Source organism: Paraburkholderia sp. BL6665CI2N2 (assembly GCF_004366535.1).
GTDB lineage: Bacteria > Pseudomonadota > Gammaproteobacteria > Burkholderiales > Burkholderiaceae > Paraburkholderia.
Genome location: NZ_SORC01000001.1, coordinates 6745449 through 6769409 on the forward strand (window position 1 = coordinate 6745449; position 23961 = coordinate 6769409).

Below are 23961 nucleotides of genomic sequence, written 5' to 3' on the forward strand. Positions count from 1 at the left end.
CTTACGCCTCCGCGCGTGGGTTAATCGCCAGCGCCTGCGTGACGCATACGGCAGGTTTGGCCTGAATGAGCTCGACGGCGAGGCCATCGGGCAGACGCAGCCAGTTGCGACCCTGCGGCATTTCGGTAACGCCGAACGCTTGCGCGGCGGCCAGTGCGGCCTCCAGGTCCTCACACATCACGCCGAGATGCGCGAGCCGGCCTTCGGGGCCTTCATGCTGCGGCGCGCTGACCAACTGCAGACCGCCCAGCGTCCAGTACTGACGCGGCTCCTCGCGCGTGCCGTCGACTTCTCGCATCGTCATGCCGAGCACGTGTTCGAAGAAGCGGATATGCCAGTGGATGTCCTTCACCCGGATGGCGACGTGCTCGAGATAGGCTTTCGTTGCGCTCATGCTGCGGCTCCTTCGTTCTGGCGGTCCGTCATCGCGCGTTCGATACCCTTGATGCAGGCGACGAGCGTCGAATTCACCGGCGTCGGCACGCCAAGGCGTTCGCCACAACGCACAACCGCGCCGTTGATGAAGTCGATTTCGGTAATCGAGGACTTCTCGAGGCTTTGCAGCATCGAAGTCTTGAATGCGGGCGAAAGGCCTTCGGCGGCCATATTCCAGGCGTCTTCGGCATTGGAAATGGAAAGCGTGACGCCGGCGGCTTTAGCGGCAGCCATCGCTTCTTCGATCGCCGCGAGCGACGTCGCTTTCAGAACGGGCTCGTCGTAGAGCTGTCCGTAGGTGAGACGCGTGATACCCGTGATCGCGCCCGTCGCGACGTTTATGAGCAGCTTGTCCCACATGGTGCCGAGAATGTTGTCGCTGACCGTCGTGGTCAGGCCGGCGCGGTTGAATGCCTCCGCGATCGCTTGCGCGCGCGGCGTGATGCGGCCGTCGAGTTCGCCGATGATCGTGAGCTTGCCCGTCACGCCGGACTGGATATGGCCCGGCGCGCGCAGCACGCCGCCGACATACGTCTTGCCTGCGAGCACGCGCTCACGTCCGACGATTTCGCTCAGGACGTCTTCGTGACCGAGGCCGTTCTGCAGCGACAGCACGAGCGTTTCGGGACCGACGAGATCGAGCGCGCCGCGCATTGCCTGATCGGTATGAAAGGACTTGACCAGCACGATCACGAGGTCGACGGGGCCGACTTCCGCCGGATTCATCGTGGCGCGAACCTTGACGCGCCGCGTGCCGCGCTCGTCGTCGACCTGGAGGCCGTCGCGGGACATCGCTTCGACATGTGCGGCGAACCGGTCGACGAGCCATGTCTCATGGCCGCCTTCGGTCAGCGCGGCACCGATGGCGCAGCCTAGCGCGCCGGCGCCCAGAAATGCGATCTTCATATGCGTCTCCTTGAATGGAAACGAAGATACGGCTCCGCGGTACATGTTGGCAATGCAATGGGTTTAATAGCGGCATTGCATTTCGCAATATCGCGCAGAGTCCGGAGCCTGACATCGCTGGACTGAACATTGAGCTTTTGCGGCTAGGGATCGGTTAAAAAACAGAACTGTTTCGAGTCCTCGCCCGTGCGTGCGCTGCCTGTCTGCGTGTCCGGTAGCGGCACGCGTTACGCCCTGCGTTACGCACGGATTGCACGAGCGCATTGAATGGCGCCAATGCGCCGCGATTCTCGATGAGGTGATCTGTGTCGATGGAACGGTCGGCGCCGTGTGCGGCGAATCTTTGCGGCACGCATGGCCAAAAGTCGGGAGCCGGGCTCTGAGCGACCCGTGATGGGCAGCCGGCCAACACGCGTTAACAGCCTATTCAGCAGTGGATTAGTTGCTCCTTCGCACACCAAGGCAAAGCCTCAGCGGTCAATCACCGCCAAGGCCCGAAACTCAATCCCTCACTTATTCACCATCTTCGCCGGCACGCTGATCGCCAGCAAACCGCCGAGCACCATGAACGCCGCCAGCATATACATGCCGGAGTCGTTCGCGGCCGTGGCCTGCTTGAGCCAGCCCACCGCATAAGGGCTAAGAAACCCAGCCAGATTCCCGATCGAATTGATCATGGCGATGCCGGCAGCCGCTCCCGTCCCCGCCAGAATCGCCGTAGGCAAACTCCAAAACAGCGGCAAGGTAGTAAGAATGCCCATCGTCGCAAGCGTCAGCGACGCCATCGCCAGCACGGTGTTATGCGCCCAAACCACGGAAAGCACGAGCCCGATCGCCCCCGCAAACGCAGGCAGCGCAATGTGCCAGCGCCGTTCGCGCTTACGGTCGGCGCTACGCGACACGAACACCATCGCAACCACAGCACCCGCGAACGGAATCGCCGAAAGCAATCCGATCATGAACGCATCCGTCACACCGGTCGCCTTAATGATGGTAGGCAACCAGAAGCTCACGCCGTACAAGCCCATCACAAACGAAAAGTACGTAAGACTGAGCATCAACACACGCCCACTCGTGAACACCTGGCGAATCGGCATGTCATGTTTGGTCGCTTCCTCCGCGGAAACGTGCCGCTCAAGCAACTGCTGCTCTTCCTTGGTTAGCCACTTCGCCTTGGAGATGCGATCGTCCAGCATGACGAACACCATGATCCCGACGATCACCGAAGGAATCCCTTCGAGCAGAAACAGCCACTGCCAGCCATGCCAGCCGTTCAAGCCGTTGAAAGTCTTCAGGATATAACCCGACACCGGCCCGCCGATCACACCCGACAACGCGATTGCCGTCATGAACCACGTTGTCATGCGGCCGCGCCTATGCGCCGGATACCAGTAGGTGAGATACAGAATGATGCCAGGGAAGAACCCCGCCTCGGCAAGACCAAGCAAAAACCGCATCACATAGAACATGGTCGGCGTAGTAACGAACATGGTCAGCATGGAGATCACGCCCCACGACACCATGATCCGCGCAATCCACACTCGCGCGCCGACCTTATGCAAAATCACGTTGCTCGGAATCTCGAAGATGAAATAGCCGACAAAGAAAATCCCCGCGCCGAAACCGTACACCGCATCGCTCAGCCCGAGGTCGCTGGTCATTTGCAGTTTGGCGAAGCCGACGTTGACGCGATCCAGATACGCGACCACGTAACAGAGCATGAGAAGCGGCGCGAGCCGCCAACTGACCTTGCGGTAGGTGGCCTCTTCGAAAGTCGAAGGCGGCGCACCCGCGCCGGGATGGTGGAGCGGATTTGCGGGACTAGCCATGGTGTCTCCTCTTTTCTTGTGGAATTGAAGTACCGCCGTCGATCGATTCTATCCGCGCTGCGTGGTCTGCATGACGAATCGATACCCGGGGAAAACACTGACTGCGGCGAGGGCCGCTGCACACGAAACCCTCGCGGGCCAGATGCGGCCCGGCGCTACACGCAGCGCCCGCCGTCCACTTCCAGACACACGCCCGTGATGAACTCCGCCTCGTCCGAAGCCAGGTAAAGTGCGGCGTTGGCAATGTCCTGCGGCGTCGAGAAACGCCCGAGCGGAATGCCGGCGAGAAAGCGCTGGCGGTTTTCCGGCGTATCTTCGACGCCCATGAATTCGGACAGCAGCGCCGTTTCTCCGATCACTGGGTTCACGCAGTTCACGCGTATCCGGTCCGGACCGAGTTCGACCGCCAGCGACTTGCTCGCGATAATCACCGCGCCTTTGCTGCCGTTGTACCAGACGAGCCCAGGCCGCGGCCGCACACCCGCCGTGGACGCAATATTGATGAAGCAGCCGCCGCCTTGCTCGCGGAAATACGGCACGAATTCCTGCACGCTCCAGTAGATACTTTTGACGTTCACCGCATAGACGCGGTCGAATTCGGCTTCCGTCACATCCATCACCGGCTTGTTGCGGTGCGTGGTGCCGGCGTTGTTGACGACGATCTGCACGCTGCCGAAGTCTTCGAGCGCGGCTTCGCGCAGCTTTTGCCAGTCCTCACGCTGGGCGACGTTGCCCGCCACCGCGATCGCCTTGCCGCCGGCCAACGCGATTTCGCTCGCCACGCGCTCGGCGGCCGGGCCGTTCAGATCGTTGACCACCACGTTCGCGCCTTCGCGCGCGTAGGTCTTCGCAATGCCTTCGCCGAAACCCGAGCCGCCACCCGTGACGATGGCTGTTTTACCTGTCAACCGCATAATGTCTCCGCTGTTTGTTGTGGATGGTGATGCGTGTGCCTGCTAACCATGTTTGATCGCGATGGTCTTGAGCGCCGTGAAGCCGTACAGCGCCTCGAAGCCCTTTTCGCGTCCGTGCCCGGAATGCTTGACGCCGCCGAACGGCAGTTCGACGCCGCCGCCCGCGCCATAGTTGTTGATGAACACCTGGCCGGAGCGCAAACGTCGGGCGAGCCGCATCTGCCGTGCACCGTCGCGTGTCCAGATGCCGGCGACGAGGCCGAACGGCGTGCCATTGGCGAGCTTCAACGCTTCGTCTTCGTCGCTGAACGACATGGCGGCGAGTACGGGGCCGAACACTTCGTCGCGAGCGAGGCGGTGGCTCGCCGGCACATCGCGCAGCAGCGTGGGCGCCTGATAGAAGCCGCTTTCCGGCGCGTCCGGAATCACCTCGCCGTGCGCCGCCATGGCGATGCCGTCGTGTTGCGCATCCGAGAGGAAATCCCACACGCGCCGCTGCTGTTTCGCGTTGATCAGCGGCCCGCAGTCGAGGTCGGCCTGCGAAGGGCCGACGCGCAAGGCGTGAAACGCGCCGCTCAGCCGGTCGAGCAAGGGTTCGTAAATGGCCCGGTCGATCAGCACGCGGCTACCCGCCGAGCAGGTCTGCCCGGCGTTTTGCACGATCGCCGACACCAGCACGGGCAGCGCCGCGTCGAGGTCCGCGTCGGCGAAAACGATTTGCGGCGACTTGCCGCCGAGTTCCAGCGTGACCGGCACGTGATTCTCGGCGGCCATTTGCGTGACGAGCTTGCCGGTATCCGGCGAGCCGGTGAACGAAATGTGATCGATGCCCGGATGACGAGCGAGCGCCGCGCCCGCTTCATGGCCGAAGCCGGTGACGACATTCAGCGCGCCGGCAGGCAAGCCCGCTTCAGCAGCCAGTTCGGCGACGCGCAACACGGTCAGGCACGCATCTTCGGCCGGTTTGACGACGCATGCGTTGCCCGCGGCAAGCGCCGCGCCCACGCTGCGCCCGAAAATCTGCATGGGGTAATTCCACGGCACGATATGGCCGGTCACGCCGTGCGGCTCGCGGATGGTCAGCACCGTATAGCCGGCCTGGTAGGGCAGCGTTTCGCCGTGCAACTTGTCCGCCGCACCGGCGTAAAACTCGAAATAACGGGCGAGGGCGGCCGAATCGCCGCGCGCCTGTTTGAGCGGCTTGCCGGTGTCGCGCGCTTCGAGTTGGGCGAGTTCTTCCTGGCGCGCGGCGACCAGCATGGACAGCCGGTACAGGATGCGGCCGCGTTCGGCGGCGCTGGCTTGACCCCAGGGGCCTTCGAACGCGCGGCGCGCGGCGTGCACCGCGGCGTCGATATCCGCCGCGGTGCCGCGCGCGAGTTGGGTGAAGGGCTGGCCGTCCGAGGGATCGAGTACGGCGATCGTCTCGCCGCCTGATGCGGCGGACCATTCGCCGCCGATGAAATGCCGGGCTTCTTCCATGCATGCTCCTTGAGGTGTCACGAGCACCGCGCTGCGGTGACGTGGTGTTCACAAACGAGAGGCACAATCGAGAGACGCCAGACGATTATCGCCCCGATCCAACGAGGGATGCCATCGGCCGATTGGCTATAATGGCGTATTCCGCACTGTCCGGCCGCAGCGCCGCTGCTCGAGGCGAGTTTCACGTTGCATCCCGTTCGAGCGAGCGCGCCGCACGCCGTGTTCCGAATTCCATCCCGACCAGAGAGCGCTCATGAGCTTCAATAACGTCCCCGCAGGCAAAGACCTTCCGCAAGATTTCAACGTCATCATCGAAATCCCGGCGCAAAGCGATCCGGTGAAGTACGAGGCGGATAAGGAAACGGGCCTGCTCCACGTCGATCGTTTCATCAGCACGGGCATGCGCTATCCGGCGAACTACGGCTACATTCCGCAAACGCTGTCGGGCGACGGCGACCCGGTCGACGTGCTGGTGATCACGCCGTTCCCGCTGCTGGCCGGCTCGGTGGTGCGTGCCCGCGCACTCGGCATGCTGCAAATGACCGACGAATCCGGCGTGGACGCGAAGCTGGTCGCCGTCCCGCACGACAAGGTCTGCCCGATGACCGCCAACCTGAAGTCGATCGAGGACGTCCCGGCGTACCTGAAAGACCAGATCAAGCACTTCTTCGAGCAATACAAGGCGCTCGAGAAGGGCAAGTGGGTGAAGGTCGAGGGCTGGGCGGACATCGAAGCCGCCCACAAGGAAATCACCGAAGGCGCCGCGAACTACAAGAAGTAAGCTGCGTCGCCCTAGTGAATAGAAAAAACCGCGCGAGCCTGCAAAGGCCGCGCGGTTTTTTTCATGGCTAGTCGAAACACGTGGCCGGCGCGCGCCGCGTAGGCCTGAATTACTGGCACATAGACGCAGTGCATCGACAGGATGAACCGAAGCCATTTTTATATCTACGTGTAAACCCGTATTATTGGCCGCCTGCATGCGCGTGCCTGGCGCCAGCCCTCACGCTGCGCTGACGCAGCGTCAATCCGCGTTTCCTGGAGCCCATCTTTCGGATGCTGAATCGCAAGTCCAACCCGTCGTCTTCGTCGCAACGCTGGTCGAACTGGCTGTATGCCGTCGCCAGCGCGATCTACCGCAAGCGGCCGGTATGGATGGTGTCGTTTTCGACCAGCGAAGCCAGCCTCTCCGAAGGCTTGCGAGCGGCCTGTGCGTCGACGGCGATGCTCGCGCTCGGCAACGTGCTGCACGAACCGTTATTCGCGTGGGCGGCGATCGGCGCGTTCTGGACCTGCCTTGCCGATGCGGGCGGCTCGAACCGCGCCCGCTTTGCATCGATGATGGGCTTCGCGGTGCTGTCCACGCTGTGCGGCGGCCTGACGGCTTACGCTTCCGGAGCGGGGGCTGTGTTCGCCGCGCTCGCGGTGCTGGTGTTCACGACACTCGGCGCGTTCGGCAGGATCTGGGGCGCGGCCACGTCACAGGTGACGTTTCTCGCGGCCACCGCATGCGTCGTGATGGTCGACCGGCCGATGCATGGCGTTCGGCAAGGCATGGCGTTTCTCGGCATCTATCTGGTCGGATGTCTGTTTGCCGTGGCGCTCAGTCTGACGGTCTGGCGCATCCATCCCTTCGGCACGAGCCGCTCCTCGCTGCGCGCCGTGTACCTGCGTCTCGCCGATATCGCGGTGGACAGCGCGCGGCTGCTCGAACGGCGCGCGGCACGCGGCGAGTGGGCCACGCATGCCGCGAAATTTCGCGCCGATGCGCGCGCCGCGCTGGAGCGCTCGCGCAAGGTGCTGGCGCGCGTACCCGCGTCGAGAACGGGCGGCCGCGAAACCTACGACACGCTGCTCGGCTTGCTGACCGACAGCGAGGCGTTGTTCGCGTATCTGATCGCCGTCTCCGGCGCATGTGAACGAGTCCCGGACCACGCATGGCGCGCGCAACGCGCGGCCCGGCTGCTGACGGTCATGGGCGACGTGCTGCGCGGCATCGGCGCGGCCGCCAACGACGCACAGTGGGCGCGTCTCGCCGATTTGCAATTGCGCTTGCGGCGTTTTGCGCGGCGGCTCGAAACCGCCTTGATGGAACCGGTGACGCTGAAGTCCGATTTCGAACTGGTCGACTTCGCGCCGGTGCACGCGCAGCCCGAAGGCTGGCGCGACAGCGCCGCGCGGCTTTTCACGCGCGTCTGGTCCACCTTCAAGGCCAACCTGTCCGTCGAGTCCGTGGGCTTGCGGCATGCGGCCCGCGTCGGCGTGACGACCACCACCGGCTTTCTCGTGATCCGCGCGCTCGGTCTGCCGTTCGGCTACTGGGCCACCATGGCGACGCTCCTGATCCTGCAACCGTCGATCGCCGCGACCTGGCCGCGCAGTATCGAGCGTGCGGCGGGCAGCATTGTCGGCGGCGTGCTGGCGGCGGCGATCGGTTACGCGATCCATTCGCCGCTCGGCATTTCGCTCGCGGTGTTTCCGCTGGTGATGGCGACCATGGCGCTGCGTCCGGTGAGCTACAGCCTCTTCGTGCTGTTCCTCACGCCGACCTTCGTGCTGGTCGCCGACTTCGCGACGCCGGGCGCCAGCGAGTTCGCGTATGCGCTCACGCGGCTCGGCAACAACGTGCTCGGTTGCGTATTGGCGCTGCTGGCCACGTTCTATCTCTGGCCGACGCGCGAAAAGATCGACTATCGCGCGTATCTGGGCGAGGCGGTGCGCGCCAATCTCGCCTATCTGAGAGGCGCGCTGGATTCGCCTCGCCGCAGCGAGAAAGAGATGGAGCGCTTGCGACGTGCCGCGGGCCTGGGCAGCAATAACGCGGAGGAAGCCATCGGGCGCATGCGCCTCGAAAAACTCGAGGACACGATGGTCGACACGGTCACACTGACCGTGTTGAGCCTCTTGCGAAGAATGGCCGGCACCGCGACGCAACTGCGCCTGAGTACAAACCGGCGCGACATGCACGATGAACTCGGCGCGTGGATCGCGACCGTGAGCGCGGACATCGACGCCGCGTTGAGTCGCACCTTGCGGCCGGTGCGTCTTGGACTCCCCGCGCGAGAAGGGCTGACTTCACTGGAAGCCGATGCGGTGGGCGAGCTTGCGCTGATGCATCGGTTGCTCAACGAGCGGATGCGCGAGGCGAGGGGATAGCACGCGGCGGCGCGAGGAAGAAGGACGAACCTGAAGCGTTTTCAGGACGCGCCGGTTTTTTCCTCAGCTTGTTCTTCGTCGACAACCGGCTCGGGTTCGGGCAACGGCATCACCGATTCGAGCGTGCGCAGTCCGGCTGCAAGCGCCCGCTTCTCGGAAGGCGACAGCCGCTTGACCCAATACTCCGCGCGCGACGCGGCAGACCGATCCGTCAATTCGAACGACGCCAGCACCTGCACCGGCTTGCGCGAACGCGTATAACGCGCGCCTTCGCCACTCACGTGTTTGTCGAAGCGCGCCTGCACATCGACGGCGATGCCGGTATAGACGCTGCCGTCCGAGCATTCGAGCAGATAAAGAAACCAGGCCATGAATGCGCTTCAGCCTTTGAACGGATTGTGTTCGCGCAGCTCGTCCACATACGCGTGGATGCTGTTCTTTTCGTTGTCGAGAAAGTGGCCGACCGCATCGGCGAAAGCGGGATGCGCGAGCCAGTGCGCCGAACGCGTCACCGTGGGCAGGAAGCCGCGGGCCATCTTGTGCTCGCCCTGGGCGCCGCCTTCGAACGCGCCGAGCTTTTCCTCGATGCAGAATTCGAGCGGCTGGTAATACGCGGTTTCGAAGTGCAGGCACGGCACGTGTTCGAGCGCGCCCCAGTAGCGGCCATACAACGTGCCGCCGGTTTTTGCGTCGCGCTGATACACCACCAGCGAACTCGCGATCGGCTTGCCTTCGTATTCGGCGATCACAAGCAGCAGATTCTCCGGCATCGACGCGCCGATCATGCGGAAGAAATCGAGGTTCAGATACGGACTCGAGAAGTGCTCGCGGTACGTCTGCCGATAGCACTTGCTGAAGAAGCGCCAGTCCGCGTCCTGGATGTCCTCGCCGCGAATCCGGCGCATCGTCACGCCGGCCTCGTGCACTTTACGACGCTCGGCGCGAATGTTCTTGCGCTTCTTCTGTTCGAGCGTGGAGAGGAAATCGTCGAAGTCGCGATAGCCGTCATTGAGCCAATGAAACTGCACGCCTTCGCGTTGCATCATGCCCATGTCGGTCAGCGCTGTCGCCTCCGTTTCGGTGGGAAACAGCACGTGCAGCGACGACACGTCGGCCTGCTCGGCGAACGCCATCAGCGTCGCGGCCAGGTGCCTGAGCGCATGCGTATCCGCCGACAACAGCCGGTTGCCTTGCACCGGCGTGAACGGCACCGCGCACAACAGCTTCGGGTAATACGGCAAACCGTTGCGCTTGTAGGCGTCGGCCCAGGCCCAGTCGAACACGTACTCCCCGTACGAGTGACCTTTCAGATACACCGGCGCGGCGGCCACGAGCTTGTCCGTGCGCGGGTCCGTCAGCGTGACGAATTGCGGCGCCCAGCCGGTATCGGCGACCGCGCAACGGGTCGCATGCAAGGCGCTCAAAAACTCATGCCGCAGAAACGGCGTGGGCTGCGACTGCTGCGCGAGCAGGGCATTCCATTCGGCGGCGTCCACCTCGGAGGGCGACGCCAGAATGCCCGTGCGATAATCAAAGCGTTCCTGGTTCAATCTGTGTGACTGTTCCTAATGAGCGGCGGGGCGCGCTAGTGGTAAATCAGGCGCCACGCCGTTCGTTTATCCGATTTGTCCATTCCGTCGAGCTAACCAGCCGCGGTACTCGCAAGCCACGTCGGCTTGCCTGTCGATCCTGCCATGAAGACCCGAATCGCTCTTGCTCAAATCAATGTCACCGTCGGCGACTTCGCCGGCAACGTCGCGAAAATCGTCGCTGCCGCGCGTGCCGCGCACAACGATGGTGCGAAGCTGCTGATCGCGCCTGAACTCGCGCTGTCCGGCTATCCGCCCGAAGATCTGCTGCTGCGTCCCGCGTTCTATGCGGCGAGCGCGGCGGCGCTGGCCGACCTCGCCGCACAACTGAAGCCGTTCGCCGGCCTGCATGTGATCGTCGGCCATCCGCTGCGCGACATCACGCATAACGCGGCGCACGGCCATGGTAATGCAAACGCGCCGATCGAGCGCGGCGTGCCGCCGGTCGATACGTTCAACGCGGCCTCGCTGATCGTCGACGGAGAAGTGCGCGGCACGTATCGCAAGCAGGATTTGCCGAACACCGAGGTGTTCGACGAGAAACGCTACTTCGCGTCGGATCCGCAGCCGTTCGTGTTCGAACTCGATGGCGTGAAGTACGGCGTGGTGATCTGCGAGGACGCGTGGCATGCGTCGGCTGCGCAAATGGCGAAGGCGGCGGGCGCGCAAGTGGTGCTGATTCCGAACGGCTCGCCGTATCACCTGAACAAGGAAGCAGTGCGCTTCGACATTCTGCGCGCGCGGATTCGCGAGACCGGACTGCCGATGGTCTACGTGAACATGGTCGGCGCGCAGGACGAACTGGTATTCGACGGCGGCTCGTTCGTGCTCGACGCGCAGGGCGAACTGGTCGCGAAGATGGCGCAGTTCGAGGAAGCGACCGCGATCGTCGAATTCGAAGACGGCAAGCCGCTGCGCGCGCCGATCGCGCCGGAGCAGTCGATCGAAGCGCAGGTTTACGCCGCGCTCGTGATGGGCGTGCGCGACTACATCAACAAGAACGGTTTCCCGGGCGCGCTGATCGGCCTGTCGGGCGGCGTGGATTCGGCGCTGGTGCTGGCCGTCGCATGCGACGCGCTCGGCGCGGACCGCGTGCGCGCGGTGATGATGCCGTCGCGCTACACGGCGGACATTTCCACCACGGACGCCGCCGAAATGGCGCGCCGCGTCGGCGTGCGCTACGACGAAATCGCGATCGCGCCGATGTTCGACGCCTTCCGCAGCTCGCTCGCCGAAGAGTTCGCCGGCCGCGCCGAAGACGCCACCGAAGAAAACATTCAGGCGCGCATTCGCGGCACCTTGCTGATGGCGCTGTCGAACAAGTTCGGCTCGATCGTGCTGACCACCGGCAACAAGAGCGAAATGGCGGTGGGCTACTGCACGTTATACGGCGACATGGCCGGCGGCTTTGCGGTCATCAAGGACATTGCGAAAACGCTCGTTTACCGGCTGTGCCACTACCGCAATCAGGCGACCACTTTCGCCAAACAGGACGTCATTCCCGAGCGGATTCTGACGCGCGCGCCGTCGGCGGAACTGCGCGAGAACCAGACCGATCAGGACAGCTTGCCGGAATACGACGTACTCGACGCGATCATGCGCATGTACATGGAAGAGGACCGCTCGCTCGCCGAAATCGTCGCGGCGGGCTACGCGGTCGACGACGTCAAACGCGTCACGCGCCTCATCAAGATCAACGAATACAAGCGGCGTCAGGCGCCGATCGGCATTCGCGTCACGCATCGCGCGTTCGGGCGCGACTGGCGTTATCCGATCACGTCGCGCTACACCGAACCGGTGGAGTGAGCTTTAAGCGAACCTCTGCGGACTTACCCGTAGCACGCGCCGGATTGCCGCAACGCATCCGGCGCGGCGTAGAATAAAAATCATCCCTTTCCTTTTCACTCTTCCAGACACGAGACGAGGTTCGCCATGAAGCGCATCACTGCAGTCATCAAACCGTTCAAACTCGACGAAGTGCGCGAGGCGCTCGCTGAAGTCGGCCTCACCGGGCTGACCGTGACCGAGGTCAAAGGCTTCGGCCGCCAGAAAGGCCACACCGAGCTCTATCGTGGTGCAGAGTACGTGGTCGACTTTCTGCCGAAAGTGAAGATCGAAGTGGTGGTGGCGGACAACCAGTGCGACCAGGTGATCGATGCGATCATCGGCGCGGCACGCACCGGCAAGATCGGCGACGGCAAGATTTTCGTCGCGGACGTGGAGCGCGTGATCCGCATTCGTACCGGCGAAGAAAACGAAGCAGCGGTTTGACGCAGCTGAGTTTGTTGTCTTAAAGCAGGAACCGAGCGGCGGAATGTGCCAACCGTAGTCCGCTGTACGACATCAGCCATGAATGCACCGCGCCGGTGCGCTCAGGCCGTGGCGAAACCGCGCGCTCAAATAAAAAACGGTGCGATACCCTTTCGGACATCGCACCGATACGCGCCTCTCGCAGCAGCGTGAAAAAGATTCTCTTGAAGAACTCTTGACTACACCCCGAAGGAAATCCCTTCGGGGAACACCGTTCGATTAGAACGAGTGTTGAATACCTGCGTACACGCCAGTCTGGCTATGACCCGGCAGCGGGTTGTCCGTGCTGGTCGACGTACCTGCGTTGTTCGCATTCAGGCCGTAGTTAGCCGTCTTGCTGTTTTGCGTCGTTGCGACCTGGATGTCCAGCAGCGTGCGCTTCGACAGGTTGTACGAGCCGCCGACCGTGTAGATCGTCGCGTTGCCTGCGCCATTGTTGCCGTTCACGTGGTAGACCGCTGCAATCAGCGCCGCAGCCGGCGTTGCTTGCCACGTCACACCGCCCCATTCGTGATCCAGAGTTGTCGGCTGGCCCGGCAGAACGCCCTGGGCACCTGCCGAACGGACCGCTTGGTAAGCCGCCTGAATCTTGAACTGGCCGAGGAACACGTTCACGAGAGCCGAGTATTCACGCGAAGCCGCGAATACGCCGTTGCCGATGTTGCCCGGGTTGACCGTGCTTGCGTTCGGGCCGTACAGGACGCCGTTAGCCGGGTTGCGGATTTCGTCGTACAGACCGCGAATCTGGAACAGCGAGCTCGTGTAGGTGATCTGCGCGCCAGCTTCGCGACCTTGAGCGGTCGTGCCGTTGCCGTTCCAGCTCGTTGCGTTCGACAGCGCGTATTGACCGTAGAAGTCAAAGCCGGCGATCTTCGGCGACTGGTACGCGAAGTTGTTGCTCGATTGCGGCCAGTTGCGGCCACGCACCAGCGACGCCGACGACCAGTTCGATTGACCGAACGGGTCGAAGTCCCACACGCCGTTCGAGATGTACAGCATGCGGCCCATCGTGAACGTACCGTACTGGTCGTTCGACAGGCCAACAGTTGCCCAACGATTGAAGAGACCGCCGCCGCCAGGGCCTGCACCCGTCATGGTGTTGAAGGAGCCTTCCAACTGGAACAGGACCTTATTGCCACCACCAATGTCCTCAACGCCCTTCAAGCCCCACAGGCTGGTACCCCAGTCACCGCTTTCCGCGCGCCAACGGTTCGTGCTGCCCGTTGCCGAGCCAGCTGCGTTCGAGCCTTGCGGAACGCCCGTCATGTATTCGATACCGGCGTCAAGGCGGCCGTACAGCGTCACGCTGCTTTGGGCGTGCGCAACAACACCGGCTGTCATCAGCGCAGCGGCGAGCAAAGCTTTCTTCATCTTCTCCTCCATACCCTGTCAAAAAGTGAAACCCAGTACTGCGAATGGTGCTCGGCCGCGATTGCGCCGAACAGAAATCGGTACCAGGGAGATTAGCGGGTGGATTGGGTCTCCTGCCGTGACGTGTAGCCTTGGGGCTATCTGGTCGTCATGCCGATCCCTCGCCGACCGGTTCTCCTCTGTGCTTTGAAGTGAAACTACTTTTAATGAACTTTGTTTTGCTACTTTGGTTACTAATTTATCAAAAATACCCTGAACTGGGAGAAGAAATTAGTACCTGCCTTGATCGATGTCTCCAAATTGCAATAACAATGTGCGCGACGACCTGCTGCAAGCGCTTCGAAAAACGCGGAAACCCTTACGTGACAAGGGAATCACGGATCGGCGAGGGTAAGGTTAAGGATTGCCACTATTGACGCTTGAAATGCGGCAGAGTAGGGCGAAACAGCGGGGGCGGACGGCTCGCGGAGAGCGGTTTTGGCGGCGGAAATCGCCGGAATGCACAGGTGAGCGAAACAAAAAAGGCGCTAGAAAGCGCCTTGTAACACTACTTTGACTACAACCCAAATAGCGGGCTGCGTTTAAGTCACTATTTGAGCTTCTATTTAAGGCTGCCGGAAAGGAACTGCTTGAGCCGGTCGCTCTTCGTGTTCCTGAATACTTCGTCCGGGTGGCCTTCTTCTTCCACCCGGCCTTGATGCAGAAACATCACGTGATTCGACACGTTGCGCGCGAAGGCCATTTCGTGCGTGACGACGATCATCGTGCGGCCTTCTTCGGCGAGCGTCTGCATGACCTTGAGCACTTCGCCGACCAGCTCGGGGTCGAGCGCGGAAGTCGGTTCGTCGAACAGCATCACATCCGGATGCATGGCCAGCGCGCGGGCGATCGCCACGCGCTGCTGCTGGCCGCCCGACAGATGCGACGGATACTGTTTCTCCAGACGCGGCGCGAGCCCGACCTTTTCCAGATATTCGCGTGCGCGGTCTTCGGCTTCCTTGCGCTTCAGACCCAGCACGTTAACCGGCGCCTCGATGATGTTTTCGAGCACGTTCATGTGCGACCACAGGTTGAAGTGCTGGAACACCATCGACAGCCTCGTGCGCACCCGCTGCAGTTGCTTCGGGTCCGACACGCGCAGCGCGCCGTTCCTGCCGATCTGCGTGCGCACTTCTTCACCGTCGACGAAGATGCGTCCCGAGTTCGGCTGTTCGAGAAAGTTGATGCAGCGAAGCATCGTGCTCTTGCCCGAGCCGGACGAGCCGATCACGCTGATCACGTCGCCTGCGTTGGCCTTGAGCGACACGCCCTTGAGCACTTCGTTGTCGCCATACTGTTTGTGAAGCTCGTCGACGAATAGCTTCTGCTTCTTGGTGGTCATCAGGATCCTTGGGCGTGCTTACTTGCTGAGGGCGCGGTGCCTCGGGTTACTTGCCTTGCGGCCGCAGGTAAGCGAGCCAGCGGCGCTCGGCGCGGCGGAACAGCCACACGAGCGCGAATGAAATGCACAGATAGAGCAGTGCGGCAATGCCGAACGCGTTGAACGACTGATACGTCGCGGAGTTCACATCGCGCGCGATCTTGAGGATGTCCGGCACGGTCGCGGTGAACGCGACGGTGGTGGCGTGCAGCATCAGGATCACTTCATTGCTGTAGTAGGGCAATGCGCGGCGCAGGGCCGACGGCAGAATCACGCGCCGGTACAGCGTGAACGACGACATGCCGTACGCGCGCGCCGCTTCGATCTCGCCGTACGGCGTCGCCTTGATCGCGCCGGCGAAAATCTCGGTGGTGTAGGCGCAGGTGTTCAGCGTGAAAGCGAGCAGCGTGCAATGCATGCCGTCGCGGAAGAACGCATTGGTGAGTTCGTGATTGCGAATGATCTCGAGGCTGTACAAGCCGGTGTAGCAGAGCAGTAGTTGCACATACAACGGCGTGCCGCGGAAGATGTACGTATACAGCCACACCAGCGTGGAGAGCCACTTCTTCTTCGACACGCGGGCCACCGCGAGCGGAATCGACAGACAGAAGCCGAGCCCGATCGACACCACCAGCAGCCACAGCGTGATCGCGACGCCGGTGATGCGATAGCCGTCGGTGTACAGATAATTGCGCCAGTATTCCTGAATGATCTCGATCATAGATCCGCCTTTCGCACGCCGGTCGAGTAACGCTTTTCGAGGTACATCAGCACGAAGTTGGACACTGTGGTGATGACGAGATAGATCGCCCCCGCGAACAGGGTGAAGAAGAAGAACCGCAACGTGCCCTTGCCCGCGTCCTGCGAAGCCTTGACCACGTCGGCGAGGCCGATGATCGACACCAGCGCGGTGGCCTTGACCATCACCTGCCAGTTGTTGCCGATGCCGGGCAGCGCGAAGCGCATCATCTGCGGGAACATCACGCGGGAAAACACCTGCCAGCCGGTCATGCCGTAAGCGGCGCCGGCTTCGAGCTGGCCGCGCGGCACCGCGAGGAACGCGCCGCGGAAGGTCTCGGTGAAGTACGCGCCGTAAATGAAGCCGAGCACCGCGACGCCGGCCACGAAAGGATCGATGTCGATCTGGTCCCAGCCAAGCAGGTCGGTCAGGTTGTTCAGCCAGATCTGGATGCTGTAGAAGAGCAGCAGCATCAGCACCAGGTCGGGCACGCCGCGCACGAGTGTGGTGTAGACCGTGCCGACGCCGTAGGAGAAACGGTTTTTCGACAGCTTCGCCGCCGCGCCGAGCAGGCCCAGCACGAAAGCGAACGCCAGCGACAATACCGCCAGTTTGACGGTCTGCCAGGTGCCGTTGAGGAGCAGCGGGCCGTAGCCTTGAAGGAACATAGGGGGTCCTTGACGATGTGTTTGCGACACACCGCGAAAGACGCGGCCAACTCTGCGCCGCGTTTGCCGCGAGCTTGGGGCTCGCTGTGATCTGCGGCGCACAGCGCACCGCTGTGCAAATCATGACTGCATGACCGTTGCCGGTCTTGCAGCGCGCTTTTCGACTCTTGTTATGAAACTGCGGGTAAATCTACTGCCGACTGTATTACGAAGCCTCGCGAAAGCCCATGCGGGCGAGCCCCGAGTTTCGTGCGTACTGCGTGTGTTTCCTCGACTCGCGTGCGGACCCAATTGGCCGTCGCTATTCTAGGCGGTCAAAATTGTCGCGCCGCCCGGGCTTGCGGCTTCGGAGCGCGACGCGTCCATTCGACGCAACGACAGTCTGACGGGGGTCTGAAACCGGCAGCCGACCCCTCGCGGCCCGCCATGCCGGACCCGCGGGTGCTCGTTCGGCGCCAACGCGATCGCGAAAAGGGCGGTATTTTACCCGAACAGGGACGGGGCGCCAGTCCGGGACGCCGCCGGCGGCAAACTGGCGTGCGCGGCCGTTGTGCGAGCGCGACGTTATCGCGTTCCTTCACCACGCCTGATTGCGCGGATTTATGAAACGATCCGGTGCACCCGCGCGGATTGTTTAGTGCAGGCCATGCCCATACATTCCCGGCATCACTGTTACTCACCAGGAGTCCTTCCATGTTCGAGATTCGCCGCTCCGAAGAACGCGGTCACGCCAACCACGGCTGGCTCGACTCGTATCACAGCTTCTCGTTTGCCGACTATCGCGATCCTCAGCACGTGCATTTCGGCCCGCTGCGGGTCATCAACGAAGACCGTATCGCCGGCGGCGAGGGCTTCGGCACGCACGGCCATCGCGACATGGAAATCGTCACCTATGTGCTCGAAGGCGCGCTGGCCCACCGCGACAGCATGGGCAACGGCTCGACAATCCGTCCCGGCGACGTGCAGCGCATGAGCGCGGGGACCGGCGTGCAGCACAGCGAGTTCAACGCGTCGCAGGACGAGTCCGCGCATCTGCTGCAGATCTGGGTGATTCCGCAACGCGCGGGCGACCAGCCGAGCTACGAGGAAAAGCGTTTCGACGCCGCCGACAAGCGCGGCCGCCTGCGCGTGGTCGCTTCGCCCGACGGCCGCGACGGTTCGGTGACGATCCATGCGGACGCGTCGATTTACGCGGCGCTGATCGATGGCGAAGAAACGGCGACATTCGCGCTGCCCAAAGGACGCCTCGCCTATGTGCACGTGGCGCGCGGCGCGCTGACGGTGAATGGAAAAGTGCTCCATGCAGGGGACGCCGCCAAGCTCAGCGACACGGAGACGGTTACCTTGGAGAAGGGCGAGAACGCTGAAGTGCTGCTGTTCGATCTGGGGCAGCTCAACGGCTAAGCCGTTATCGCCCGGTGGGGCTTTCACTGAAGAAATAGTTGAAGGCGCAACGAGCACGCCTCACGCATGCCTCGCGGTAGTCCGCGCGCACCGTGCCGCGCCGTAGTAAAAAAACGCCACGGAGGGCAAGCCTCCGTGGCGTTTTTGCATTCAGCAGCACAGACGGCCGACGGCCACGCGAGCCGCCCGTGCATCTACACCGAGCCGCTTACTGATTGGCCGCCGGCGCCGAAGCCGCACCCTTACGCTGCTCCCAGTGCTCGCGCATCTTTTCATGACGCGACTCCATCTTCGCAAAGCGCTGTTTGAGCGCCGTGCTGACGGTGGTCTTTTGCTGGTCGTTCAGGCCGTTGTAGAACTTGAGCCACGCATCCGAAGTTTGCTGACGCAGTTGTGCGTCTTTCTGTTCGACCTGCTGGTGCGTGGCGGCCATGGCGTTCAGATCCAGGATCGGCTGCTGCTGCGCGGCCTTGAACTGGTTCTTGATCTGCTCATGGTTGGCGCGCATGGCTTCGTGGTTCTGCTTCATGGTGTCGAGCGCGGCCTGCCACTGCTTTTCCTGATCCGCGTTCAGCTTCAGCTGATCGTGGAGCTGCGTCAGTTCCTTCATGAAGTGGCCGTGCCAGCCGCCAGGGCCGCCATGGTCGGCGGTGGGTTGTGCGGCATAGGCAGCGCCCGCGCCGATGGCGAGAGCAGTGGCGGCGACGGCGAGAACGCGCGAGATCTTTTTGGTAGACATGTGAGACTCCCTGTAATGGAATAGCCGACGATGCAACCGGTTAAAGTGGACGGCGTGCATTCGGTAAGACAGAGCGTAGAGAACTGCGCAGGTCGCTGTGTTACGTGGCAGGATGCGGCTGTTACGGGGGATTACGCACAGCTTTCACCGTAACACCCGGTAACCCTTGGGGCCGGTTTGAAATCCAAAACCCTTTCTGCCGCGCGTTAAACTTCATCCCATGGCTACTCAAATACTTGTTGTCGACGACGACGTCGAATTGCGCGATCTGCTCCGCGACTATCTGGCCCGCCAGGGCATCGAGGTTTCGGTGCTGCACGACGCGGGCTCGCTCGAGCGCCGGCTCGAACGCGAGCGTCCGGATTTGATCGTGCTCGACCTGATGATGCCGGGCGTCGACGGGCTCACCGCCCTGCGCAAGCTGCGCGCGTCGGGCGACGACATCCCCGTGATCATGCTCACGGCGCGGGCGGACGACGTCGACCGGATCGTCGGGCTGGAACTCGGCGCCGACGACTACCTCGGCAAGCCGTTCAATCCGCGCGAGCTGCTGGCGCGCGTGCAGGCCGTGCTGCGCCGGCGCCGCACGCTGCCGTCGGCGGCGGCGCCGGAACAGCGCGAGCCGTTCAACTTCGGCCGCTTCAAGCTCGACTTCCAGTTGCGCACGCTGCATCTGGAAGACAAGCCGCTCACGTTGTCGGGCAGCGAGTTCGCGCTGCTGAAGATTTTCGTCAATCACCCCATGCGCACGCTCACGCGCGAGCGCCTGCTCGAACTGCTGCACGGTCCGGAATACGACGGCACCGACCGCGGTATCGACGTGCAGGTCTGGCGTCTGCGCCGCATTCTCGAAACCGACCCGTCCACGCCGCGCTTCATTCAAACGGTGCGCGGCCGCGGCTACGTGTTCGTGCCCGACGGCGAACAGAATGCGCCGGCCCATTGATTCGCTGTTCGGGCGGCTAGCGCTGCTGGTCGTCGCCGTGCTGCTGCTGTCGCATTTCGCGTGGTATGCGCTCATGCGCCTCGAACGCAGTCAGCTGCAAACACGCTACGCGGTCGAAGAAGCCACCTTTCTCGTCGACGCGGTGCGTCAGCACGTCGCCCGAACGCCGGATCAGCCCTTGCCGTCGCGCGTCAAACTGGTCGACCCGGCGAGCCCGGAAGTGCCGCCGGAGGTCGCGGACATGCCGCCGCCGCTCGAACGTTTCGTCGAAGACGTGCGCGATCGCATGCCGTCCGGCACGCAGGTGCGCATCGGCCAGCCGGGCCGCCCGCCCACGCTATGGGTGCGCGCCCCCTCCGACAAAAGCTGGATCGTCGTGCCGGTGCAGCCGTTGCGCACGCCGCGCTCGCTCGACCGCACGGTGCTGTGGCTTGCCATCATTTTCTCGTTCGCGGTGATGGCGGCGCTGTTCGCCGCCTGGGCGCTGCAGCAGCCGTTGCGCTCGCTCGCCCAGGCGGTCGCGCGTTTCGGCCGCGGTCAGCCGGTGCCGCCGGTGCCGGAGCGCGGGCCGCGCGAGTTGCGTCAACTCACGCACGGTTTTAATCAGATGGTCCAGGAAGTGGCGCGCACGGAGAACGACCGCGCGGTGATGCTGGCGGGCGTGGCGCACGATCTGAAAACGCCGCTCGCGCGTTTGCGGCTGCGCGCCGAAATGATGGACGAAGCGAAGATGCGCGACGGCGTGGTGCGCGATGTCGATTCCATGACGCATATCGTCGAGCAGTTTCTGGTGTTCGCCCACGACGGCGCCGATCGCAGCGAGGCGGTCGAAGTGGACGCGCAGTGCGAGCGGATCGTGCGCAGCTATCGGGCGGTGGCCTCCGGTACACCCACCGTGCAGACCGAACTCAACGCGGGGCCGGCGTTCCTGCTGCCGGCCGCCACACTCGACCGGATTCTGTCGAATCTGCTCGACAACGCGCATGCATACGGTGCGCCGCCGGTCGTCGTCGCCACGGCGCGTACTGCGGAAGGCTTCACTTTGTCGGTGAGCGACAACGGCAGCGGTATCGCGGCCCAAGATCTGATCAATGCGAGCCGGCCGTTCGTACGGCTCGATCCGGCGCGCGGCGGCAACGGCCATAGCGGTCTCGGGCTTGCCATTGTCGAACGGCTGGTGCGGCGTGCCGGTGGCGAGTGGGAGATCGGCAACCACGGCGGCCGTGGTTTGCGAGTCTTGATGAGCTTTCCGCTCGAAGTGCTGCCGCGGGCCGCGGCAACTACGGAGAATGCCTGGGGTTAATCGGTGCGCGGCGCGGGCTCGGCAGTCCGTGCCGCGTCTTGAGATCCGGGCGCAATATCCAGAAGGCGCCGCCGGAAACCGGCGTGCTAATCCGAGAACAACGTGTTCAGCGCATTCGCCGCGTCGCTATCCACCGTATTCCACGTGACCGTTTCCGCTTCGAAAATATAGTGGGTGGTGTATTTGCCCAGACGTGCCAAGATCTCCTCCTGAATCAGTTCCGGCGCGACGGCCAGTTTCAGATACCACGCGGTGGACGACAGGCGCGTCTGGAACGCGCCGTATTCAGCCAGCAGATGGTCGAACGCGTCAGCATCCTGATCGCGGCAGACGATGACCAAATTTCCCTTCATGCGAATCTCCCGTTAAAGCGGTAGCGGCAACCTCGATATCAGGGTCGATGATACCTGCTTCGTCAGAGATGCCCGAGGGCGCGTCTTGCCTTACGTCAGATGGCGGACTGATTGAGACGCCGGTGTCCGGCTTCTGCCGAACGCATCACCAGACGTTGGCCATTGTGCGGGCAGGCGGCGCGGTGTCGTCGGGCGGCAGGGCCTCGGTGCGGTCGCGGCCGCCCGATTTCGCCGCGTAAAGCGCCATGTCGGCGCGGCTCATGATCCGCTCGGGCAGATCGTCGGGCGAGAGTTCGGTAATGCCGATGCTCACGCTCAAGCCCACCGAAGGCGGCAACTTCGGCGAAGGCACCGCTTTCAGGCGCAGCCGCAAGCGTTCGACGACTTCGTGGCCGCCGGCCAGGTCCGTGGCCGGCAGCAGCAGACCGAACTCCTCGCCGCCCAGGCGGCCGATCGCGTCGGCGCCGCGCAGTTCGGCGCGGCAGGTATCGACGAAATGCTCGAGCGCGCGGTCGCCGGCGGCATGGCCGAAGCGGTCGTTGATCTGCTTGAAGTGGTCGAGGTCGGCGATCGCCATGCACAACGGTTCGTTGCCCGCATGCGCGCGTTCGATCTCGTGGCGCAGCAGGTCGAGAAAGTAGCGCCGCGACAGCGCGCCGGTCAGCGCGTCGTGGCGCGCCTCGGCCGACAGCAGCGTGTTGGCGGATTGCAATTGTTCAGCGAGATCGCGCGTGGCGCGATGGTGGCGCCGCTCGCGCACATACGACACCGTGATCACCCACGCCAGCGCGACCGTGCCGGCCAGCGTCAGAAATACCAGCAAATGATCGCGCTTGTGATTGCGCAGCAGTTCCGGCCAGGCCACGAGCGGATCGACCAGATGCGCCGACAGTCCCGAGTTCAGACCGCCGCGCGTCTGATAGAGCGACGGCATGGGTCGCTCGGGCATGCCGAATAGTTGCCCGGCCACGGCGGACGGCACCCACGGCGCCTGTTCGCGTACTTGCGAGTCCACGCTGATCTGGATGTCGGGAATCGTGTCGCGCAAATAAGTGATCTTGCGCTCGGCCGGCGTCATGTGCGTGACGCGCGAGTTCGGCAGTGCGCGGCCTTCGAGCTCGCTGTTGTGCGCCATGATGATGACGCCGTTGTCGTCGGCGACGAAGGTGCCGGCGTGCGCGACCCAGTGGCGCAGCCGCGCGATGCCGACCTTCGCGACGACCACGCCGACCAGCAGGCCGTCCGCGTATGCGGGCGCGGCAATGAAGATGCCGGGCTCGCCGCTCGAGCGGCCGACGCCATAGGCTTCGGAGAACGCGCCGAGCAGGGCGTTCGTCAGATAGCCGCGCACCCGCATGTCGGTGCCGACGAAAGAGCGTTCGGCCGCGAGCGGATTGTCGATGGAGTTGCTCGAGGCGACGCAGACGCCGTTGGCGTTGACGAGCCAGATCTGGTCGAGCCCGGAGAAGCCTTGCGCGTCGTGCAGGAAGTTGCTCACGGCGCTCATCTGCGCGTCTTTGAGCAAGGCGGCGCGCAGGACGGGTTCCGTCACTCCACTCTTCACGGCATAATTCTGGGATTGCACCAGAGCGCGCTGGACCACGTCCATTTCGGCCATGGTGGCGGGGATGGCGCGAGACATCGCAAGGTCGCTGGCGATCACCTCCGCCATGTTGTCCACGATCGAGGTGGACATCTGCCGCTGCGCACGCAGGGCTGCGTCCAGCTCTTGCTGTACCATCCGGTCCGCAACCATGCCGGCCACGAACCAGCAAACCAGGACGATCAGCATGAAGCTGACCGGTCCGGCTGCCTGGCGCAAGGTTGTCCTGTTCATCGACCCTCTGATCCGTCTGGCTGTGGCATGCAACTAGCTCATTCGTGGCAGCGCGCTCGCGCAGTTTCACCGCTGTGGAAGCGGTCGGCAATACGCCGTCGCTGTGGCCCGGGATAAACCGATAACAGGCGTCGTCTTCTGATTTTAACCGTCATGGGGCCAGACGCCACCGTTATTGCGGGAATGCGAAGTGCGTCCACCGCGTCCATCGGGTTCTTAACGGCAGCCCGGCCGGATTCTTGACGGTTGTTCGGGTTTGTCCGGTGAGGTCCAGGCCATCGAGGCAGCCCCGCGTTGGTCGACGATGTGGCCGGTGCACCACGATAAAAGATCGGCAGCAGGGTCGGCGCATGCTGACTTAAAGGGCGGTGAAAGCAGGTTCTCCGCTATTTATCGCTATTTGCCGCGAAAGGTTGTGCCTGAAACATAGGATGGTGTAGTGTCGTGCCGTCCAAAACAAGGAAAGCTCGCCAGCCCTTACGGGCGGCGCCTGCGGCGACAGGAGTCTGGCTTGACGGTTGAGGTCCTGGGCGGTCCGTCCACGACCCATTCGTCACCGGTTC

21 protein-coding genes are annotated in these 23961 nt (G+C 63.2%); 7 read left to right on the top strand and 14 right to left on the bottom strand.

Annotated elements, in window-relative coordinates; all coding sequences use genetic code 11:
- Position 1: 1 nt before the first annotated feature.
- From B0G81_RS30245 to B0G81_RS30265, 5 genes are all read right to left on the bottom strand, one after another.
- The gene (locus B0G81_RS30245) at positions 2-394 is read right to left on the bottom strand and encodes a VOC family protein (protein ID WP_116119277.1); all 393 of its coding nucleotides are present in this window, start codon (positions 392-394) and stop codon (positions 2-4) included.
- On the bottom strand, positions 391-1341 hold the full coding sequence (locus B0G81_RS30250; protein WP_134140431.1) for a 2-dehydropantoate 2-reductase: 951 nt from the start codon (positions 1339-1341) through the stop codon (positions 391-393). Before B0G81_RS30250 ends, B0G81_RS30245 begins: the two co-directional genes overlap by 4 nt.
- 509 nt (positions 1342-1850) lie before the next feature.
- Positions 1851-3170, bottom strand: coding sequence for an MFS transporter (locus tag B0G81_RS30255; protein WP_134140433.1), 1320 nt, complete (start codon positions 3168-3170; stop codon positions 1851-1853).
- Positions 3171-3325: 155 nt separating this feature from the next.
- On the bottom strand, positions 3326-4084 hold the full coding sequence (locus B0G81_RS30260; RefSeq protein ID WP_106280016.1) for an SDR family oxidoreductase: 759 nt from the start codon (positions 4082-4084) through the stop codon (positions 3326-3328).
- 42 nt (positions 4085-4126) lie between these two features.
- Positions 4127-5566: an aldehyde dehydrogenase family protein gene (locus B0G81_RS30265; protein ID WP_134140435.1), complete on the bottom strand. Its 1440-nt coding sequence runs from the start codon at positions 5564-5566 to the stop codon at positions 4127-4129.
- A 253-nt stretch (positions 5567-5819) separates the two neighbouring features.
- On the opposite strand from B0G81_RS30265, the gene ppa reads away from it, so the two are divergent.
- A complete protein-coding gene (gene ppa, locus B0G81_RS30270; RefSeq protein WP_106280020.1) occupies positions 5820-6347 on the top strand; it encodes an inorganic diphosphatase in 528 nt (175 codons plus the stop codon).
- A gap of 272 nt (positions 6348-6619) precedes the next feature.
- The gene (locus B0G81_RS30275; RefSeq protein ID WP_134140437.1) at positions 6620-8719 is read left to right on the top strand and encodes an FUSC family protein; all 2100 of its coding nucleotides are present in this window, start codon (positions 6620-6622) and stop codon (positions 8717-8719) included.
- A 41-nt stretch (positions 8720-8760) separates the two neighbouring features.
- Here the strand turns inward: B0G81_RS30275 and B0G81_RS30280 are convergent, their stop codons facing one another.
- Both B0G81_RS30280 and B0G81_RS30285 read right to left on the bottom strand, forming a co-directional pair.
- Complete coding sequence (locus tag B0G81_RS30280) at positions 8761-9090, bottom strand: GIY-YIG nuclease family protein (RefSeq protein WP_121306417.1); 330 nt, start codon at positions 9088-9090, stop codon at positions 8761-8763.
- Positions 9091-9099: 9 nt separating this feature from the next.
- Complete coding sequence (locus B0G81_RS30285; RefSeq protein ID WP_106280026.1) at positions 9100-10269, bottom strand: GNAT family N-acetyltransferase; 1170 nt, start codon at positions 10267-10269, stop codon at positions 9100-9102.
- A 144-nt stretch (positions 10270-10413) separates the two neighbouring features.
- Here B0G81_RS30285 and B0G81_RS30290 point away from each other — a divergent pair, with 144 nt between their 5' ends.
- Both B0G81_RS30290 and glnK read left to right on the top strand, forming a co-directional pair.
- Positions 10414-12114, top strand: coding sequence for an NAD+ synthase (locus B0G81_RS30290; RefSeq protein WP_106280027.1), 1701 nt, complete (start codon positions 10414-10416; stop codon positions 12112-12114).
- Between the two features lie 126 nt (positions 12115-12240).
- Complete coding sequence (gene glnK, locus B0G81_RS30295) at positions 12241-12579, top strand: P-II family nitrogen regulator (RefSeq protein WP_006048444.1); 339 nt, start codon at positions 12241-12243, stop codon at positions 12577-12579.
- Between the two features lie 258 nt (positions 12580-12837).
- Here glnK and B0G81_RS30300 read toward each other — a convergent pair whose 3' ends face one another.
- The 4 genes from B0G81_RS30300 to hisQ form a co-directional block, all read right to left on the bottom strand.
- Positions 12838-13989 carry a porin gene (locus B0G81_RS30300; protein ID WP_116119285.1) on the bottom strand — a complete coding sequence of 384 codons (1152 nt, stop codon included), beginning with the start codon at positions 13987-13989 and terminating at the stop codon, positions 12838-12840.
- A gap of 601 nt (positions 13990-14590) precedes the next feature.
- Positions 14591-15370, bottom strand: coding sequence for an ATP-binding cassette domain-containing protein (locus tag B0G81_RS30305; RefSeq protein WP_134140438.1), 780 nt, complete (start codon positions 15368-15370; stop codon positions 14591-14593).
- Positions 15371-15416: 46 nt separating this feature from the next.
- Positions 15417-16130, bottom strand: a complete 714-nt coding sequence (locus B0G81_RS30310) for an ABC transporter permease (protein WP_106280033.1) — start codon at positions 16128-16130, stop codon at positions 15417-15419.
- Complete coding sequence (gene hisQ / locus B0G81_RS30315) at positions 16127-16816, bottom strand: histidine ABC transporter permease HisQ (protein WP_106280035.1); 690 nt, start codon at positions 16814-16816, stop codon at positions 16127-16129. Before hisQ ends, B0G81_RS30310 begins: the two co-directional genes overlap by 4 nt.
- Before the next feature lie 693 nt (positions 16817-17509).
- Here hisQ and B0G81_RS30320 point away from each other — a divergent pair.
- Positions 17510-18220, top strand: coding sequence for a pirin family protein (locus B0G81_RS30320; protein ID WP_134140440.1), 711 nt, complete (start codon positions 17510-17512; stop codon positions 18218-18220).
- A gap of 208 nt (positions 18221-18428) precedes the next feature.
- On the opposite strand, the gene B0G81_RS30325 is transcribed toward B0G81_RS30320, so the two are convergent.
- On the bottom strand, positions 18429-18959 hold the full coding sequence (locus tag B0G81_RS30325; protein WP_106280038.1) for a periplasmic heavy metal sensor: 531 nt from the start codon (positions 18957-18959) through the stop codon (positions 18429-18431).
- A 220-nt stretch (positions 18960-19179) separates the two neighbouring features.
- Here B0G81_RS30325 and B0G81_RS30330 point away from each other — a divergent pair, with 220 nt between their 5' ends.
- Both B0G81_RS30330 and B0G81_RS30335 read left to right on the top strand, forming a co-directional pair.
- Entirely contained in the window at positions 19180-19905 is a 726-nt protein-coding gene (locus tag B0G81_RS30330; protein WP_116119288.1) for a response regulator, read from the top strand.
- Complete coding sequence (locus B0G81_RS30335; RefSeq protein WP_134140443.1) at positions 19889-21208, top strand: ATP-binding protein; 1320 nt, start codon at positions 19889-19891, stop codon at positions 21206-21208. Before B0G81_RS30330 ends, B0G81_RS30335 begins: the two co-directional genes overlap by 17 nt.
- Positions 21209-21294: 86 nt before the next feature.
- Here the strand turns inward: B0G81_RS30335 and B0G81_RS30340 are convergent, their stop codons facing one another.
- Together B0G81_RS30340 and B0G81_RS30345 are read right to left on the bottom strand one after the other, a co-directional pair.
- Positions 21295-21561 (bottom strand): hypothetical protein, encoded by a 267-nt coding sequence (locus B0G81_RS30340; RefSeq protein ID WP_074763386.1) that lies wholly within the window; start codon positions 21559-21561, stop codon positions 21295-21297.
- Between the two features lie 145 nt (positions 21562-21706).
- Positions 21707-23398, bottom strand: a complete 1692-nt coding sequence (locus tag B0G81_RS30345; RefSeq protein WP_134140445.1) for a sensor domain-containing diguanylate cyclase — start codon at positions 23396-23398, stop codon at positions 21707-21709.
- Positions 23399-23961: the final 563 nt, after the last annotated feature.